13 protein-coding genes are annotated in these 14,958 nt (G+C 42.6%); 3 read left to right on the top strand and 10 right to left on the bottom strand.

The window, feature by feature from the left end; all coding sequences use genetic code 11:
• Positions 1–47: 47 nt before the first annotated feature.
• On the bottom strand, positions 48–404 hold the full coding sequence (locus BLR84_RS02820) for a winged helix-turn-helix transcriptional regulator (RefSeq protein WP_090464011.1): 357 nt from the start codon (positions 402–404) through the stop codon (positions 48–50).
• 106 nt (positions 405–510) lie between these two features.
• Between BLR84_RS02820 and BLR84_RS02825 the strand changes: the two genes are divergently transcribed.
• Positions 511–1,026 (top strand): lipocalin-like domain-containing protein, encoded by a 516-nt coding sequence (locus tag BLR84_RS02825; RefSeq protein WP_090464014.1) that lies wholly within the window; start codon positions 511–513, stop codon positions 1,024–1,026.
• 29 nt (positions 1,027–1,055) lie between these two features.
• Here the strand turns inward: BLR84_RS02825 and BLR84_RS02830 are convergent, their stop codons facing one another.
• The 7 genes from BLR84_RS02830 to BLR84_RS02865 all read right to left on the bottom strand — a co-directional run bounded on the left by BLR84_RS02830 (position 1,056) and on the right by BLR84_RS02865 (position 10,769).
• Entirely contained in the window at positions 1,056–2,384 is a 1,329-nt protein-coding gene (locus BLR84_RS02830) for a bifunctional folylpolyglutamate synthase/dihydrofolate synthase (protein WP_090465754.1), read from the bottom strand.
• A gap of 136 nt (positions 2,385–2,520) precedes the next feature.
• Positions 2,521–3,333 (bottom strand): energy transducer TonB, encoded by an 813-nt coding sequence (locus BLR84_RS02835; RefSeq protein WP_090464017.1) that lies wholly within the window; start codon positions 3,331–3,333, stop codon positions 2,521–2,523.
• Positions 3,334–3,475: 142 nt separating this feature from the next.
• The gene (locus BLR84_RS02840) at positions 3,476–3,874 is read right to left on the bottom strand and encodes an ExbD/TolR family protein (RefSeq protein WP_090464020.1); all 399 of its coding nucleotides are present in this window, start codon (positions 3,872–3,874) and stop codon (positions 3,476–3,478) included.
• Entirely contained in the window at positions 3,871–4,584 is a 714-nt protein-coding gene (locus BLR84_RS02845; RefSeq protein ID WP_090464023.1) for a MotA/TolQ/ExbB proton channel family protein, read from the bottom strand. Before BLR84_RS02845 ends, BLR84_RS02840 begins: the two co-directional genes overlap by 4 nt.
• A complete protein-coding gene (locus tag BLR84_RS02850) occupies positions 4,581–5,675 on the bottom strand; it encodes an HU domain-containing protein (RefSeq protein WP_090464025.1) in 1,095 nt (364 codons plus the stop codon). Before BLR84_RS02850 ends, BLR84_RS02845 begins: the two co-directional genes overlap by 4 nt.
• A gap of 83 nt (positions 5,676–5,758) precedes the next feature.
• Positions 5,759–7,624: a porin family protein gene (locus BLR84_RS02855; protein ID WP_176851929.1), complete on the bottom strand. Its 1,866-nt coding sequence runs from the start codon at positions 7,622–7,624 to the stop codon at positions 5,759–5,761.
• Positions 7,625–7,658: 34 nt separating this feature from the next.
• Positions 7,659–10,769, bottom strand: coding sequence for a tetratricopeptide repeat protein (locus tag BLR84_RS02865; RefSeq protein ID WP_090465757.1), 3,111 nt, complete (start codon positions 10,767–10,769; stop codon positions 7,659–7,661).
• 232 nt (positions 10,770–11,001) lie between these two features.
• Between BLR84_RS02865 and BLR84_RS02870 the strand changes: the two genes are divergently transcribed.
• Positions 11,002–12,147: a hypothetical protein gene (locus BLR84_RS02870; protein ID WP_090464034.1), complete on the top strand. Its 1,146-nt coding sequence runs from the start codon at positions 11,002–11,004 to the stop codon at positions 12,145–12,147.
• A gap of 222 nt (positions 12,148–12,369) precedes the next feature.
• Complete coding sequence (locus tag BLR84_RS02875; RefSeq protein WP_090464037.1) at positions 12,370–12,876, top strand: GbsR/MarR family transcriptional regulator; 507 nt, start codon at positions 12,370–12,372, stop codon at positions 12,874–12,876.
• Positions 12,877–13,000: 124 nt separating this feature from the next.
• Here the strand turns inward: BLR84_RS02875 and BLR84_RS02880 are convergent, their stop codons facing one another.
• Together BLR84_RS02880 and BLR84_RS02885 are read right to left on the bottom strand one after the other, a co-directional pair.
• A complete protein-coding gene (locus tag BLR84_RS02880; protein WP_090464040.1) occupies positions 13,001–13,381 on the bottom strand; it encodes a VOC family protein in 381 nt (126 codons plus the stop codon).
• A 360-nt stretch (positions 13,382–13,741) separates the two neighbouring features.
• Positions 13,742–14,110, bottom strand: coding sequence for a response regulator (locus BLR84_RS02885; protein ID WP_090464042.1), 369 nt, complete (start codon positions 14,108–14,110; stop codon positions 13,742–13,744).
• Positions 14,111–14,958: the final 848 nt, after the last annotated feature.

A 14,958-nucleotide genomic window follows, 5' to 3' on the forward strand; every position in this document is an offset into this window, starting at 1 on the left:
AAAAATAGAATTTTATACAGACAACGAAAGTAAATTATTTGTTAAGTCTAAGAACGTCCAGGCATGGCTTCAATATGGTTTATCAGCATTTGCTCTTTAGCCCAATCTCTTAATATGGATAAAAAAGGGAGTAGCCCTTTACCTGTATCTGTAAGGGTATATTCAACCCTGGGAGGTACTTCTACATACACTTTGCGACTAATCAGCCCATCGTCTTCCAGTTCTCTTAAAGCCTGTGTAAGCATTTTTGATGTTACTCCGATTACTGTTTTACGCAGTTCGCCATAGCGTAATGTGCCAACTCTTAAGCGCCATAGGATACGGCCTTTATATTTGCCTCCAATTCGTTGAAAAGCGTAGTCAATTCCGCATTTGGGTGCCTGTCTTTTTATTTTTTTTTCCATTAATTGAAAATAAAATAGCTGATTTACAGCATAGTAACTTATTTGTAAGCAGGCTACTTTTTTGTGCCTACTTGATAAAGGTACACAGCAAATTTAACTTTGATATATGAAAAGCACCCTGATGTTAATATTTTCTATTTTTTGCTGTTTGCCTGTTATGGCACAAAAAAAGAACAGCTTGCTACCAAACCCGGCAACTGTGAGCCTCGCAGGAACATATTCGTTAATTGCCGTTGATAATATATTGGGGGATGGCAGTAGGGTGCATTTGTATGGCGATAGTCCGCAGGGCTTGCTTATTTTAAATAAAAGTGGTCGTTATGCACTACAGATATTTAGTGAGGGCCGGGCCAAATTTGTGGCAAATGACAAAAGCAAAGGTACTGATGAGGAGAACAGGGATGCAGTAAAAGGCAGTAATGCGCATTTTGGGACCTATAGTGTTGACGACGCGGCTGGTACCATTATTTTTCATATTGACCACGCATCGTTTCCAAACTGGGAAGGCACACAGCAAAAACGACCGTTTACATTGGTAGGGAATGTTTTTAAATATACAGTACCCGCTCCAACTACTGGTGTTGCAGTAACCGGAGAAGTGGAATGGAGACGGGTAGACTGATTCAATAAACCACTAATTCCATAATTAACTCACACCACTTCGGCTACAACAAATGTGCTGCCGCCTACAAATACCAGGTCGTTATCTGTTGCGTTGGCCTGGGCTGCTGATAAAGCCGCTTTTACTGATGGATAGGTATTGCCGTGCAAACCGAAGTTTAAGGCTTGTTGCTGCATGCTTTCGGCTTCAAGGCCTCTTGGGATATCTGGTTTGCAGAAGTAGTAGATGGCTTTTGTTGGTAGCATGGCTAATACCTTGGTAATGTCCTTATCATTCACCATGCCTATTACAAAATGTAGCTGCTGGTAATCAACTGCGGCAATATTTTTAACCACTTCCTGTATACCGTCCGGGTTATGGCCTGTATCACAAATGGTCAGCGGCTGCATATTTAAAACTTCCCAGCGGCCATGCAAGCCGGTGAGGGTTTTCACCTGTTTCAAAGCGGTAACGACGTGCTCGTCGGTTATGGTAAATCCCTGATTGCGTAATTCCTCTACAGCCGACAAAACCGTTTTTACATTTTTTAGTTGGTAAAAGCCTGTGAGGTCGAGCGCGATGCTCAATGGTGAGTGGTGATTGGTGAGTGGTGAGATTTTTGTAATGATTAGATCCAGAAGTTCAGTTCGGGCTTGGTTTTTTGACTTTTGACTTTTGACTTTTGATTTTTCTTCAATAGTCCAAACTTCCGATGCAAATTGAATAGGGCTGCCTTCCTGTTTGGCTTTATCGATAAAAACCTGCGCGGTTTCGGGTTGGTTTTCGCCGATAACAACCGGGATACCGGGTTTAATGATACCTGCCTTTTCGCCGGCTATCAATTGCAGAGTATCGCCCAGCATGTTCATGTGGTCCCAACCTATGTTGGTAATGACAGATAGGAGCGGAGTAATGATATTGGTGGAATCCAACCGGCCACCCAGGCCCACTTCAACTATAGCTATATCTACCTTTTCTTTGGCGAAAACATCAAAGGCCAGGGCTACGGTCATTTCAAAAAAGGAGGGGGCTATCTCTCCAAAATCCGCACGGTGACGGGCAACAAAATCAATCACGGTTTGCTCACTGATCATTTGCCCGTTTACCCGGATGCGTTCCCTGAAATCTTTCAGGTGGGGCGATGTATACAAGCCGGTTTTGTATCCCGCCGTTTGCAGAATAGCCGCCAGCATGTGCGATGTGGAGCCTTTGCCATTGGTGCCTGCTATGTGGACACTTTTAAACCCGTGTTGGGGATCGCCCAGTCGTTTACAAAGCTCAATGGTATTGGTGAGGTCCTTTTTAAAAGCCGATGCCCCATCACGCGTAAACATGGGGAGTTGGGTGTATAGGTATTCGATGGTTTCTTGATAGTTCATGGTTGATGGTTCATAGTTCATCGTAGTGCCAGATGAGCCATGAATGAGCACAAAGTTAATGCAGATGTGTTTAATTGAGCCCCCCGTTAATGTAAAATATAGCTATGAACCATCAACTATGATCTATGAACCAAACCTAATTTACCTTAAACACAAATACTACTGCGCCTTTCTGGGTATCGGGGGCGTTATCTGCTGAACTGATACGGGAATTTTTTACGGCATCCTCGCATTTTTGGATCAGGTTATAATCTGATATGGTGGTTCCGCGGCCTGCCTTGGCATAAGTTACATTTCCTGCCTTATCTACCTGTATATCTATCACTACCTTGCCGGTAAAGCGATTGCCATCATCAACATTAGGCTTACTCACAAAGTTGCGTGATTGCAGATTGAGGTTACCGCCATTGCCAGACCCTGTTCCGTTATAGTTGTTGGTAAGGGTTGTTCCGGTTGGTTTGCCCTGGTTGCCTGGGGCATTGCCGGTTCCGTCGCCTTCGCCGGTACCGGTTGTGGCCTTGCCTTTATATAAAGCATTTTGGTTCACGGTAGGCTTGGCCGGTGTTTTGGTAGGCTGCGGGGTAGATACGGTATTGGTCGGTTTTTTTGTTGGCGCGGCCACTTCCGGGGCGTCCTCGGTATTCTGGGTCACTACGGTTTTGTCGCTGGTTTGCGGGGTGGGTTTATCCTCGGTGGGTTTTTCTTGGGTAACTTTATCCGGTTTGGTATTGTTGGCCTTTTCGGCAACCGAAGGTTCTTCGGTGCTCATATAATCATTACCCTTACCTTCATCAACCGTACCGTAATTTACCAATATACCGCCGGTACCTTCTTCCTGTTTGGGCGGATTTTGAAACACGATAAAATAACAGGCAGCAATAAGCACAGCCAAAATAATGCCTGTTGCCGCAAATGCCTTTGGATAGTTATTTTCTTCCCTGTATTCCATTTTTTTAGTTTGCAGTTGCCAGTTTGCGGTAGGCAGTTTGCAGTCTGTTTGTTATGTTATTTAAAATTATCAGTTTAGTTTTTTGGTAGTCAATAGCAAATGAATTTACTGCTAACTGCCTACCGCAAACTGCCAACTGATACTACTTCGGTTCCGTTGCCAGAACCAGTTTGATGTTTAATTTTTGTGCTATATCCATTACCTGTACCACATCCTGTATGGCTACGGTTTTGTCGACATATAAAACTATGGTGAGTTCTGTTGCCAGGGTTTTATATCCGGATAAGGTAGTTTGCAGGGCATCTACCGGAACTTCCTTTTTGTCGACGTAGTACTTCAGATCTTTGGTTACCGATACTGTAATGGTTTTTTTGGATACCGATTGCCCGCTTGATGATTTGGGCAACACCAGTTTGATCACGTTTGGGTTGGTAACTGTAGAGGCGATGAGGAAGAACAAAAGCAGGAAGAACATGATGTCGTTCATGGCCGAGGTATGAACCTCTGCCGATGCCCCTCTATGTCTTTTTCTTAAATTCATTTGCTCGGCTCCTCTAACAGGTCAATAAATTCAATAGCATCAGTTTCCAGGCTCAAAATTACCTTATCAACCATCATATTCAAAATATGGTAACATACGTAAGCTACGATACCTACCATTAAACCAGCGGCTGATGTAACCATTTTTACATATAAACCACCAGAAATAACACCCATACTGATGTTATCTGTTTTTGATATATCATAAAAGATTTTGATTACCCCGGCAATAGTACCCAGGAACCCAAACATGGGGGCAATACCTGCCACGATACCCAGGATACCGATGTTTTTTTCCAATTTGGATACTTCCAGCTTACCTACGTTTTCGATAGCGCCTTCGATATCTTTAATAGGGCGACCGATACGCAGCAAACCTTTTTGCAGCATGCGGCCCAGCGGCGAATTATTATTGCGGCAAAGCGCTATGGCCGATTCGAGGTTGCCCGAATGGATACTGGCACGTACCTGTAACATCAGGTTGGCTTCGTTCTTTGAGGCTTTACGGATAGTAAAATAACGTTCAAAAAATATCACTAAGCCTAAAACAGCCAAAATACCTATGGGAACCATTACCCAGCCACCCTTGATCAATAGATCGCCAAAGCGCAGCTCTTCGGGCTGTGTGGTGATGGGTTGTGTAATGTGACCTGCGGTGTCTGCCAGGTGTTTCGCGGTATCTGCTATCTGCTGTATCAATAATAATGTCATTTCTTTTCGTTAATTTCTTGGCTGTATGAGAGTTTGCTTATTTTTTTTTCTTTTATTAATTTAAGTCTTTCGGCTTCTGCCTCTGCAGATGTGGCAAAACTGCCTATGATTATTTTAATATACTTACCAGAACCGGGGCCATGCCATGCGCGGGCATCAACCCCAACGCTTTTGTAAATTTTAACAGCCAGATCACTTTTAGTCTGGGTTTTAAATGAGCCGGCAAATATCACAAATTCAGGTTTGGCGGTGGTATCGGCAGCAGCCACTGTTTTCTTTAACGCAGTATCGGGTTTAGAAATTGCCTTTGATGCTGTATCTAAAAGCGGGGGAGCTGTTTTATTGCTGTCATTATCAACGCTATCTGTTTTGGCAGCGGGTTGTGTTTGGGCTTGTTCGGCACCGGGTTTTGCCTGTTGTTTGGTGAAATTAAATAATGCCGGGTTATATTTATAAAGCGCGAATGCCGCTACCCCAATAACTACCAGAATAATAAGGGCGATAATCCATGGATTGGCCGAACGCGTTCTTTCTTCAGTTTCTTCCTCCTCATATACCTCGGGCTGGTCGGCCGTTGGTGCAGGCGGGGTGGTAGGCGTAATTGGCTGTGGCGCTACTGTGAAAGGCACCGGTGCCGAAACCTGACTTTCGGACGTCCCGACTTCCGGATTTCCGGTCTCCTGGTTAAACTTTTTGATAGCTATAGGCGCAAGACCATAAAACTCAGGACCTTCGTTATGATTTTCGGCGGATTTAAAGGCTATCTCCCCGTTGTTCATATAAAACCAGCCCAGGTTAGCAAAAGGGACTTCTTTAAAAACCACATCTTGTTTTAGACCCGTAATATATTTTTCGGTAAAGTATTTGGATGATGCCAGCGAGATGTTTTTCTTTTGGGCGATATGCTCCACCAGCGTATCATCATCAAACGGTTCGGAGCTGAATTGTACCTGGTAACCGGGTGGATATAGCTTGCCTTCGGCGCTGTTATAATAACCATTTACACGTTCCTGTGTAAAAAAACCGAGACCCGGCACACCTACTTTGCCATGCCGGCCTAACAGTTCGCTTAAATAATTGGCTATATCCATTCGCTAAAAATACGGTTAATTATAAAACATCAAAAGAGCCCCACCCAACCCTCCCCAAAGGGGAGGGCCTTTAGGCATATAGTTTAAAACGAATACCCAACGCCGCCAAAGATATTAAATCCGTAGTTAGGATAGTATAACCAGTTTTGATAACTGGTGCTTAAAATATTATTAGCCTGTACAAATACGGTTATTTGGCGGGTAGCCTTGTATTGAACGCCGCCGCTTAAGTCGGCAAATGAGGCTATCGGTTTTTGAACCATAGTTGATGTACCGCCTGTAGTTGTAAATGTCCTGTCGTTTGTTGATCCGCGGAACAATAACGAACCGGTAATGCTTACCTGGTTGTTAATATTGATAGCTGTACCAGCGGTTAACAAAAATTTAGGCAGGTTCCAGGGCTGTGCTTCTGATGCCATCTGGTAATCTTTGATCTCTATACGGCCAAAGATGTTAAAATCATCACTGGCTTTAAAATCAAGCTCGCCGTTAAAGCCATTCACGCGCGCTTTGCCGTCGTCATATATCACCTTGAATTTGTTTACTTCGGCGTCGAAATTGCTGACCAGTAACGGCATGTTTTTAATGCTGTTGCGGAACACGGAGGCCTTAAAGCTTAAGCCGGGAGCAAGGGTGCCTTTTAAGCCCGCGCTGATATCCAGCTGATCAACCGAATTTTTGATGTCGATATTTTGACCAAGGAATGGGTTGATGTAAGCCAGGTCATGTAAAGATGTCCGGTTGATATCGCCTTTGGCTTCTACAAACAAACGCACATATTTCGGGATCACCTGTACCTCTAATTTAGCGGCAGGGAAAATGTAGAACTTGCCAAAGTCGCCAAATTCCTTCTCGATGTTTACACCCGCGTCAATTTTATAATTGGTACCCTGAAATTTGATATAAGGGTTTAAGCGTAAAATATTATTACTGAGTTTGTAAAGACTATCTTTTTGCGAGTTCAGATCAACAGAGCCGCTTAAACCCGCGTAAAACTGTTTTACAGTTTGGTTAAGAAAGCCCGAGATCACGATGTTGTTTTCCCTGGCCTGGTAGGCATTGCTAAAGGCATAGCCTTTTATTTTCAGGGCGTAGGTAAAATCGTTCTCTACGTCTTTATAGTTCTTGGCCAGTTCAGCTTCGGCGCCAATGGTGTTAAAATGTTGCTTGCCGGGTACAAATGTGCTGGCCGGGGGAACAGATTGATCATACCCGTAAAAATTGGTACCTAAGCGGTTATAAGTAATGCGACCGCTGATGTTATTATCGCCCAGGATGCTTTTGCCAAATACGCCAACATCATCCTTGCTCTGGCTTTGTTTTTCTAATGACCCTGATTGTGAAAAATGTTTCAGGTATCCGCCAACCTGCAAAGCTTCATCGCGACCGTTGGAAAAATATGCTTCACCAAAAAGAGATTTCATATTTCCGGCGCCTACTTTAACATAATTGTTTAGTAGAACGGAGTCCTGCTCAGGCGGCCTTTTCATAGCCTCCAACTGCCTGATCTCGGAGTTTTGCTCCTGTCTTTTATCAAGCGGGGCGTATACCAAAGGGGCTTTAAAAGGAGCTTTATCTTCCAGGTCGGGGTTACGGCGTATTTTCACCGCGTCGGCTAGTACCGGTTTGTAAGCGGTGGTTACCACGATTTCTTCAGAAAGACTGCCGCCATTATCAGCGTTGTTGCCATTACCGCCTTTTTTGGTAGTATCAGCAGCAGATTTTGCCGCCGCATCACCTAAGTTTTTTGACGTTGCTTTTTTAGGTGCGGTGGTTTTTGCAACAGGTTTTTTGGCTGCCGGTTTTGCCGCAGCTTTTTTTGCCGGAGCCTTTTTCGCAGCGGTTTTTGTGGTAGCCTTTTTTGTCGGTTTCTTTGTTTGCGCTTGTGCAGGGACAAAGTATAATGCTATTATTAAGGTAAGCAGCGTATAGACGTATTTTAATTTCATTGCTTGTCTTTTTATATTATTCTTTGCCATCCTGTTAGTTTTGACCGGTTTTGGTAGTATCCGCCGGGGCCGGTTTATTATCACTTGTATCTGGTGCAGGGGCCTCTATTTTTACAGGTTTGCCCGTTAATACGCCCAGCTTTTGCTTAGCTGTCGATAGTATATCGTCATTACCCTTATAATTCTCAATGATACTTTGCAGCGTGGCTTTTGCCTGGAAGTTATCTTTTAGCTTCACATAGTTATCGGCCAGCAAAATGTAGGTTTTAGCCACCCAGTAATCATAGTTTGGCATTTCCTTAGCCAGGTCGAAACACATTTTTTGGGATGTTTTGTACCTGCCTTTTAAATATTCTACATTGGCAATATTGTATTTGGCTTCGGCGGCGGCTACGGTTTTGGTGTTGGTTACGGTGTAATCAAACTCTTTAACCGCGGCAGTAGTATCTCCTTTTAATAGGTAAGCTTCGCCGGCATATAATCCGGTACGGAATTTATCTTCCTGGGCTGCCTTGTCATTACCCCTGATCTGTTTTACGTAGTTCAGCACGTCATCAGGCATGTTCATCTGCGCGTAGCAAAGCATCAGGTTATTGATAGCGAAGGAGTAATCCTCTTTAAACTCGGCGTTGGTTTCCAGTTTTTTCAGGAACACGATAGCTTCGTTATATTTTTTCTGTGAAATATACAGCTTAGCCATGCTGATCAATGATTTCTCGGTATAAGCGCTTGTCCAATCGTTCAGGATGATGTTATAATCAACAACAGCCTCTTGCGACCTGTTCAGGTTAACCAAGCTTTGCGCACGTATAAAACGAGCTTGTTTTTCGTAGATCTGTTTGCTCGGGAACTTATCCAGGTAGGCGTTAACCGCGCCTACAGCACCCTGCCAATCGCCTTTTAAATAAAGGTTGTTGGCAGCGGTGATCATCAGATCTTCCTGTTGCGAAGTAGTATAGTTACCAATAGAAGTGGTACCCGCGTAATTGATAAACGTTTGGGCATCGCCTTTATCGGTATATATTTTTTCAATTTGTTTGAGCGATTGTTTGGCTTCGTCGGTTGAGGAATAGTCGGCAACCACTTTTTTGAATGATTCTATCGCCAGGTCATCATGGTTGGCATTGTAGTCGATCAAACCAATGGTAACCAGTGCCCGCGGTACATAGCTGCTGTGCGGGTACTTCTGGATCATGGCATTCAGATCGGTTTTGGCTTTATCGCCATCATTCTTCAGGAAATAGGTATAAGCTATCTCGAAGGAGGCGTCATCCGCATAATCCGAGTTCGGGAATGTGTTCAGCACATCATTCATCGTAGCGATCTTGATATCCAGTGAGCCTTGTAATCCTTGTATCATACCGCGCTGAAACAAGGCGTAATCTTCGCCCTGGTTGTGCATGGCTATAATGCGGTTATAATAATCAAGCGCGGTGCTGTAGCTTTTCAATACAAAATAGCTGTCACCCAGCCTGGTTATGGCGTCGTTCTCGGTGTTTTTATCTTTTACATCGCCACGCAAGAATTTTTCAAAGTAGTTGGCCGCTTTTTTATATTGCTCGCCATAAAAGGCAGCGTAGGCCAGCGCATAGTTGGCGTAGTTACCCAGATCGGTTTGTTTAGCTTCAGGCATGCTTAAAAACGCCTCAAAATTCTCTACCGATTCACCGTATTTACGTACCTCGTACATGGCCTCTGCCATCCAGTAGGTGGTCAAAGCCTGGGTTTTTGGATCCACCGGGTTTTTTAATGAACGCAGAAAGATACCAATGGCATTTTCAAAAGCACGCTCATTGTAAAATTCCAAACCGCGGTAGTAGGTCACTTTTTGGTAAGCTATCTGTGCACTTTCCGATTTGTTAGGTATCGGCTCCAGTATCTCAACTGCTTCTTTGTAGTTACGGGAGTTCAGCAATTCTTCACCGAGTAATACCTTAACCTCGTCGTTACGACGCGAGCGCGGATAATTCTTCAGATATAAACGGGTAGCCGCCAGTGCTTCGGTATTAAAATCAAGCTCGTAAGATAGTTTGGCATATTCGTACAAAGCGTCTTCCTGTAATTGCTTGTCGTAAGTTAATTTGGAAGCAGCTAAAAACGCGTTACGTGCGCTTTGCTTGTTATTCATTTTCAGGAAAACATCGCCCAGCGTATAGTTACCGCTTTGGCTGTACACGTCGCCCTGTTCTATTAAACGCTCCAGCTCAGCGGCGGATTTCGCGTAGTTGCCCACCTTGTAATAGGTGTAACCAATTTGGTAACTATCCTGCGTGTTTTGGGTTTTGCCCTGATCGCCATTCTGGAAACGGTCGTAATATTTAACCGCGTTATCATAATCGGCCTTGGCAAAGTATGATGCGGCAATAATGCGCAGCATTTCGGTTTCATGCTCCTGGCGGGTGCTATTTACAATGGGCACAGCGTAACTGATCACATCATCATAGCGTTTATCTAAAAAGTAAACCGCCGATATGTAATAAGGGTAGCTCCGTTCGTACTTTTTGGAGTTTTTGAGTTTTTCAAAATTGGCCAGCGCCAGGTGATAATCTTTATTCAGATAAGCTATGTACGCAAAATAGTAGGTGGCATCCTCCGTATACTCCGACCGTTTGTTTTTTACTTCGGCAAAAAGCAACTGGGCATTCTTGTAATCTTTAAGGGAGAAATAAGCATAGCCCTTACGGAATTTATACTCAGTGTTATCGTGCCCGTTAAGTTCACCGGCCTGTACTTTATCAAACCAGCGGATAGCATCCTCATACTTGCCTTGTTTAAAATACGATTTACCGATCTGGAAATAAGCCAGCTTGGTTAGCGGATTTTCGGGATGCTCCTTAATAAAGCGTAAAAACATGCTTTCGGCATCATCGTTACCCAGGTTAAGGGCGCAAAAAGCCTCGTAGTACTGGCTGTTTTCTTTTACCATCGACAGTTCCGATTCAAACTGGGGCTGGGTTGCTGTTTTAAGGCGTGATGCTTCAACAGAGCGAAATTGCTCGGCAGCGGAGGCAAATTTGCCCTTGTCCATCAGGTCCATAGCGGTATGATAAGTGCGGTATACCTGGAAGGATGGACTTTGCTGCGCGCTGGCCGTTGAAACAATAAATACGGGGATTAACAGGGAAATGTATTTTATTTTGATCATAAAGCGCATACTAACGATGGTGCTAAATTAGCGAAACGAAAAAGAGCTATTAACATAAGTAATTAACAAATGTGGATAACACGTTTAATTAACGAAGGTAATACTAAAGACAATATGTGTGTGGAAAACTTTAAAATTGTTGAACAAAAACCATAGCACTGGCATCGATGGCCAAAGGTAACCAAATACTACACTTACGGGCAATTTATTTGAACATTATGCATTATATAGTATGATCTGTAGTGTTGTATTGGTTATACTGTTTGCGGCCTGCTTTTGGCGCCTGCCAGGCTTGCAGGTTAAGCTGTTGTTATTCATTATTTTAGCTTCATCACCGGTTTTAAAGGCCCAGAAAGTAATAGGTCCGCTTGTTTTAAATAACGAGCGCTTGCCCATAACAGCCAAAGAATTTTATGTGGCCGGTATAACAGATAACCGTGCCGACCGCAACGCCGTAGCATGGTTATTGCCACCCGGTCCCGGTAACCCGGAAAAATATACGGTTGACCTTAAAGGAGGAGCATTAGCCTCCATAAAGCAATTTGTAACTGCCGCCCTGCCTCCCGACAAAACCTTAAGACCGATCATTATCCATATTGAACAATTCAGGCTTGATGAAACAGCCCTGCCGGGTAATCATGTAGAAGGCAAAGTAAAAGTGTCGCTATCCTTTTACCTGCAAAAAGACGATCAAAATATACATCTTACCAATTACAATGGCAGCGCGGGGTATAACCGGCACATTAACCAGGAGGTTGATATCGAAATGGTATTACGCCACGCGCTGGAGTATAGCCTTACATTTTTTAACACCTGGATAAATAAAGAGGCTGGTACCAACATTAAACTGGCCCGGGATGTGAAGATCACTTTTACTGATTACACCGAACAAACTGAAGGGGACACTATTTATTACTCGCCTAAGCGGCCCTTGCAGTGGGATGATTTTAAGGCCACGCCCCTCCGCAATAGCCGCTTTGGAGCCGAGGTTTTACCCAGCATTGGTTATGATGAAGATGTGGAGGTAAGCAAAAGCATTATCCACGTGCACCTGAGCACGAAAGCCTTTGTACCCAAAAGCGCCTGCTGGGTAAAAGATGATAGCAAAAATGCTTACAGCCTGAACCATGAACAGCGGCATTTTGATATTGTGAAGATCATCATAGAACGGTTTAAACAAAAACTGAAAGCGGAAAAACTCCCGGTAGATAATTATGATGGCCCCATTAATGTAGATTACCTGGAATCGTACCATGAAATGAACGTGATGCAGGAGCAGTACGATGCAGAAACCGCCCACGGTATGAATGTTGCCGTACAAGAGCAGTGGAATAAAAAGATAGATAAGGAGCTAAAAGTGGTGAATAGTGAGAGGTGAGTTGGAGAAAATATCCCTGCGCCTCGCAATGACGCGTTTTGGTCGATTCGCGTTTTGCACCGAAACCAAGGATCTTCTTCAATATGCCTGTTGTTCAATGGATACTTCGCTGCGCTCAGCATGACAAACCTTCTAAATCCGAAATCGAACATCCGATATCCTAAATTTCCAAATAACCTTTCATTTATTTTTGAAAGTTTAAAAAGTTATTTATATTTGTATATGGAACTGGCAGAAGCAAAGCTGAAATTTATTGAGGCCTGGGGTAAACTGGGGTCGGAGTGGGGCATTAACCGCACCATGGCCCAGGTACACGCCTTGCTGCTGGTTTCGCCAGAGGCTTTAACTACCGAGGAAGTAATGGCCGAGCTAAGTATATCACGTGGTAATGCCAATATGACCCTGCGCGATCTGATAGACTGGGGCCTGGTTGAAAAGCAACATAAAACAGGCGAGCGTAAAGAATACTTTTATGCCGAAAAAGATACCTGGATAATTGCCAGGCGGGTGGCCGAAGAGCGCAAAAAACGGGAGCTTGACCCGGTGATCAAAATATTAGGTCAGCTGACGGAGGTGAAAGGGGATAAAAAAGACCCTGCTTTTAAAGCATTCCATTCATCCGTAACCGACATCAGCAGGCTGGCCAATAATGTGAACAAAACTTTAGACACAATGCTGAAGGCCGAAGAGAACTGGTTTTTTGGATCGATATTTAAAATATTCAAGTAACGTGTTGTGTGATTAAAAAGCAGATCCGGAAAAATAAAGTTAGCTGGCAGGACCGCTTCGCGGCACTCCTATTGAATATAACCCCCATCGCTATATTCGATACGTGAACTATGGTTTGCTGATCCTACTCATCTGTTGGCTCCCAAAGCTCAATAATGTTTCCCTCCGGATCGAGTACATGCACGAATTTGCCATAATCATATTCCGCAATTTCATCAACAATGGTCACGTTTTCTTTTTTTAGTTCATCTACCAGTGCAACCAGATTTTCCACCCGGTAATTAATCATAAATGGCTTTGCTGAAGGATTAAAATATTTGGTATCCTGCGGAAACGTGCACCAGGACGTAGAGCCTTTTTTCGACGGATCATCGGCTTGTTGCCACTCAAACGTTGTTCCGTATTCACTGCTAGGTAATCCAAGGTTTTTGGTGTACCATTCGTTCATACCTTTCGGATCATCGCATTTAAAAAATACACCGCCAATGCCCGTTACTTTTTTCATATTAAACGTGTTGTATGATTAAAAATTGATATAAAGATGGAAGAAAAGAGGTGCATTGATCATTAATGTATTAAAAAATATTAATGCCAATTAACTGTTTCTCTATACACAACTCTTCGAGCAATTTCCATTTATTTTTGGATATTACCAAATCTGTTTTCAAATCTTCTATTAATACTGATGACAATTTTAAGTTTTGCGTGATAAAATTAAAATCGGCTGATTTTCAAATAATTGAGATGTTTTCTAGGGCTGGAACTATCGGTATCGATCCTGAGAAATTACCTCTTTGGTGAGTTTAAAAAGGACCTTAAAAACAAAACGGGCTGCTTAATTAAGCAGCCCGTTTTGTTTTATATTTTAAGCAGCGCTATCCAGCTGCCGGTTAATGCTCCTGAGCAAAACGTCAATGTCAAAAGGCTTGGCTATAAAATCGTCGGGGGCGCCAATTTGGTTTAGTGTTTTGGAAACCTCATGGCTTGCTGATATCAATATAACCGGTATATCATGTGTTTCTATACGGGATTTAACACTTTTACAAAGATCGCGGCCGTCTAAATTGCCCAGCATAATGTCTAATAATATGAGGTCGGGCTGGCTTTCTTTTATTTTATCAAAAAGATAATGCCCGTCTGCAAGAGTTATTACCTCATAGCCAGAATCTTCTAATATGTATTGTAAAACCTCCAGTATGTCACTGTCGTCATCAACCGCTAATATCCGTCTCATATTTTATCTTTAAGTATCGTCTACAAATTGCTTTCAGATAGTAAAAAAGCAAGCTGTGTTGAGTTTAGCAATTCTTGTACCAAAGTAATAGTTAAGTATCTAAAGTACAGTTTAATATTGCTGTTTATACTTAATAATAAAGCGATTTTTTTTCGTGAAAGGTATTAAATGAAATACAAACAGGTTTTTAATGCCCGTTTAAATAAACACCTGCCGCGATTAAGCATGAGATTTATCAACAAAAATATAAGACGCTTTTTTGCATTTGGCGCAGAAATATTTTCTTACGGGTAAAAAGTACAATACTTTTTTTACGAACCAGCTTCTCTTTAACTGGAAATGGAACGGTTCACCACATTTAGAGCAGTGATACTTTTTTCTCTTCTGGGTACTTGAATTTAGGTCGGTCACTATAAATAAAATAGTTTGCAAAGTACAACACTCGCTATGAATATAGGGTATTAATTAATGCAAACTTACTATTACGTATGTATTAATTAATTAAAAACAGAAAAAATAATGTTTTGATTAATTAGCGTAATACATAACGTTTACGCTGGCATCTGTAGCAGACGTAACGTTTTAAGGGTAGGAAGAAAAGTACAGTTTTTACGAAAAAGCCTCTTGGTATGCGGTTGTCAAGTTGATTCTTACATTTAGGGCACAAAGGTACTTTTTTACCTTGCGACCTTATAGATTCAATTGAGTTTACTGGAATAACCATATACGATCCGGGGTTTGTTGTATATCAATATCCTTTAACGCTTGTTATTAACAAATTTAATAATAATTATCAATATTTTAACTCGAGTGCTTGATTATTAGTTAAATGTGATTTTTAAGGGGAT

It is taken from the genome of Mucilaginibacter sp. OK268 (assembly GCF_900103125.1).
Classification (GTDB): Bacteria; Bacteroidota; Bacteroidia; order Sphingobacteriales; family Sphingobacteriaceae; genus Mucilaginibacter.

Excerpts from the sequence above, each read along its gene's own strand:
- BLR84_RS02875 (WP_090464037.1), top strand. The coding sequence starts at position 12,370 with ATGGAACTGGCAGAAGCAAAGCTGAAATTTATTGAGGCCTGGGGTAAA.
- BLR84_RS02865 (WP_090465757.1), bottom strand. The coding sequence starts at position 10,769 with ATGATCAAAATAAAATACATTTCCCTGTTAATCCCCGTATTTATTGTT.
- BLR84_RS02870 (WP_090464034.1), top strand. The coding sequence starts at position 11,002 with ATGATCTGTAGTGTTGTATTGGTTATACTGTTTGCGGCCTGCTTTTGG.
- BLR84_RS02820 (WP_090464011.1), bottom strand. The coding sequence starts at position 404 with ATGGAAAAAAAAATAAAAAGACAGGCACCCAAATGCGGAATTGACTAC.
- BLR84_RS02855 (WP_176851929.1), bottom strand. The coding sequence starts at position 7,624 with ATGAAATTAAAATACGTCTATACGCTGCTTACCTTAATAATAGCATTA.
- BLR84_RS02845 (WP_090464023.1), bottom strand. The coding sequence starts at position 4,584 with ATGACATTATTATTGATACAGCAGATAGCAGATACCGCGAAACACCTG.
- BLR84_RS02850 (WP_090464025.1), bottom strand. The coding sequence starts at position 5,675 with ATGGATATAGCCAATTATTTAAGCGAACTGTTAGGCCGGCATGGCAAA.
- BLR84_RS02880 (WP_090464040.1), bottom strand. The coding sequence starts at position 13,381 with ATGAAAAAAGTAACGGGCATTGGCGGTGTATTTTTTAAATGCGATGAT.
- BLR84_RS02825 (WP_090464014.1), top strand. The coding sequence starts at position 511 with ATGAAAAGCACCCTGATGTTAATATTTTCTATTTTTTGCTGTTTGCCT.
- BLR84_RS02885 (WP_090464042.1), bottom strand. The coding sequence starts at position 14,110 with ATGAGACGGATATTAGCGGTTGATGACGACAGTGACATACTGGAGGTT.
- BLR84_RS02830 (WP_090465754.1), bottom strand. The coding sequence starts at position 2,384 with ATGAACTATCAAGAAACCATCGAATACCTATACACCCAACTCCCCATG.
- BLR84_RS02840 (WP_090464020.1), bottom strand. The coding sequence starts at position 3,874 with ATGAATTTAAGAAAAAGACATAGAGGGGCATCGGCAGAGGTTCATACC.
- BLR84_RS02835 (WP_090464017.1), bottom strand. The coding sequence starts at position 3,333 with ATGGAATACAGGGAAGAAAATAACTATCCAAAGGCATTTGCGGCAACA.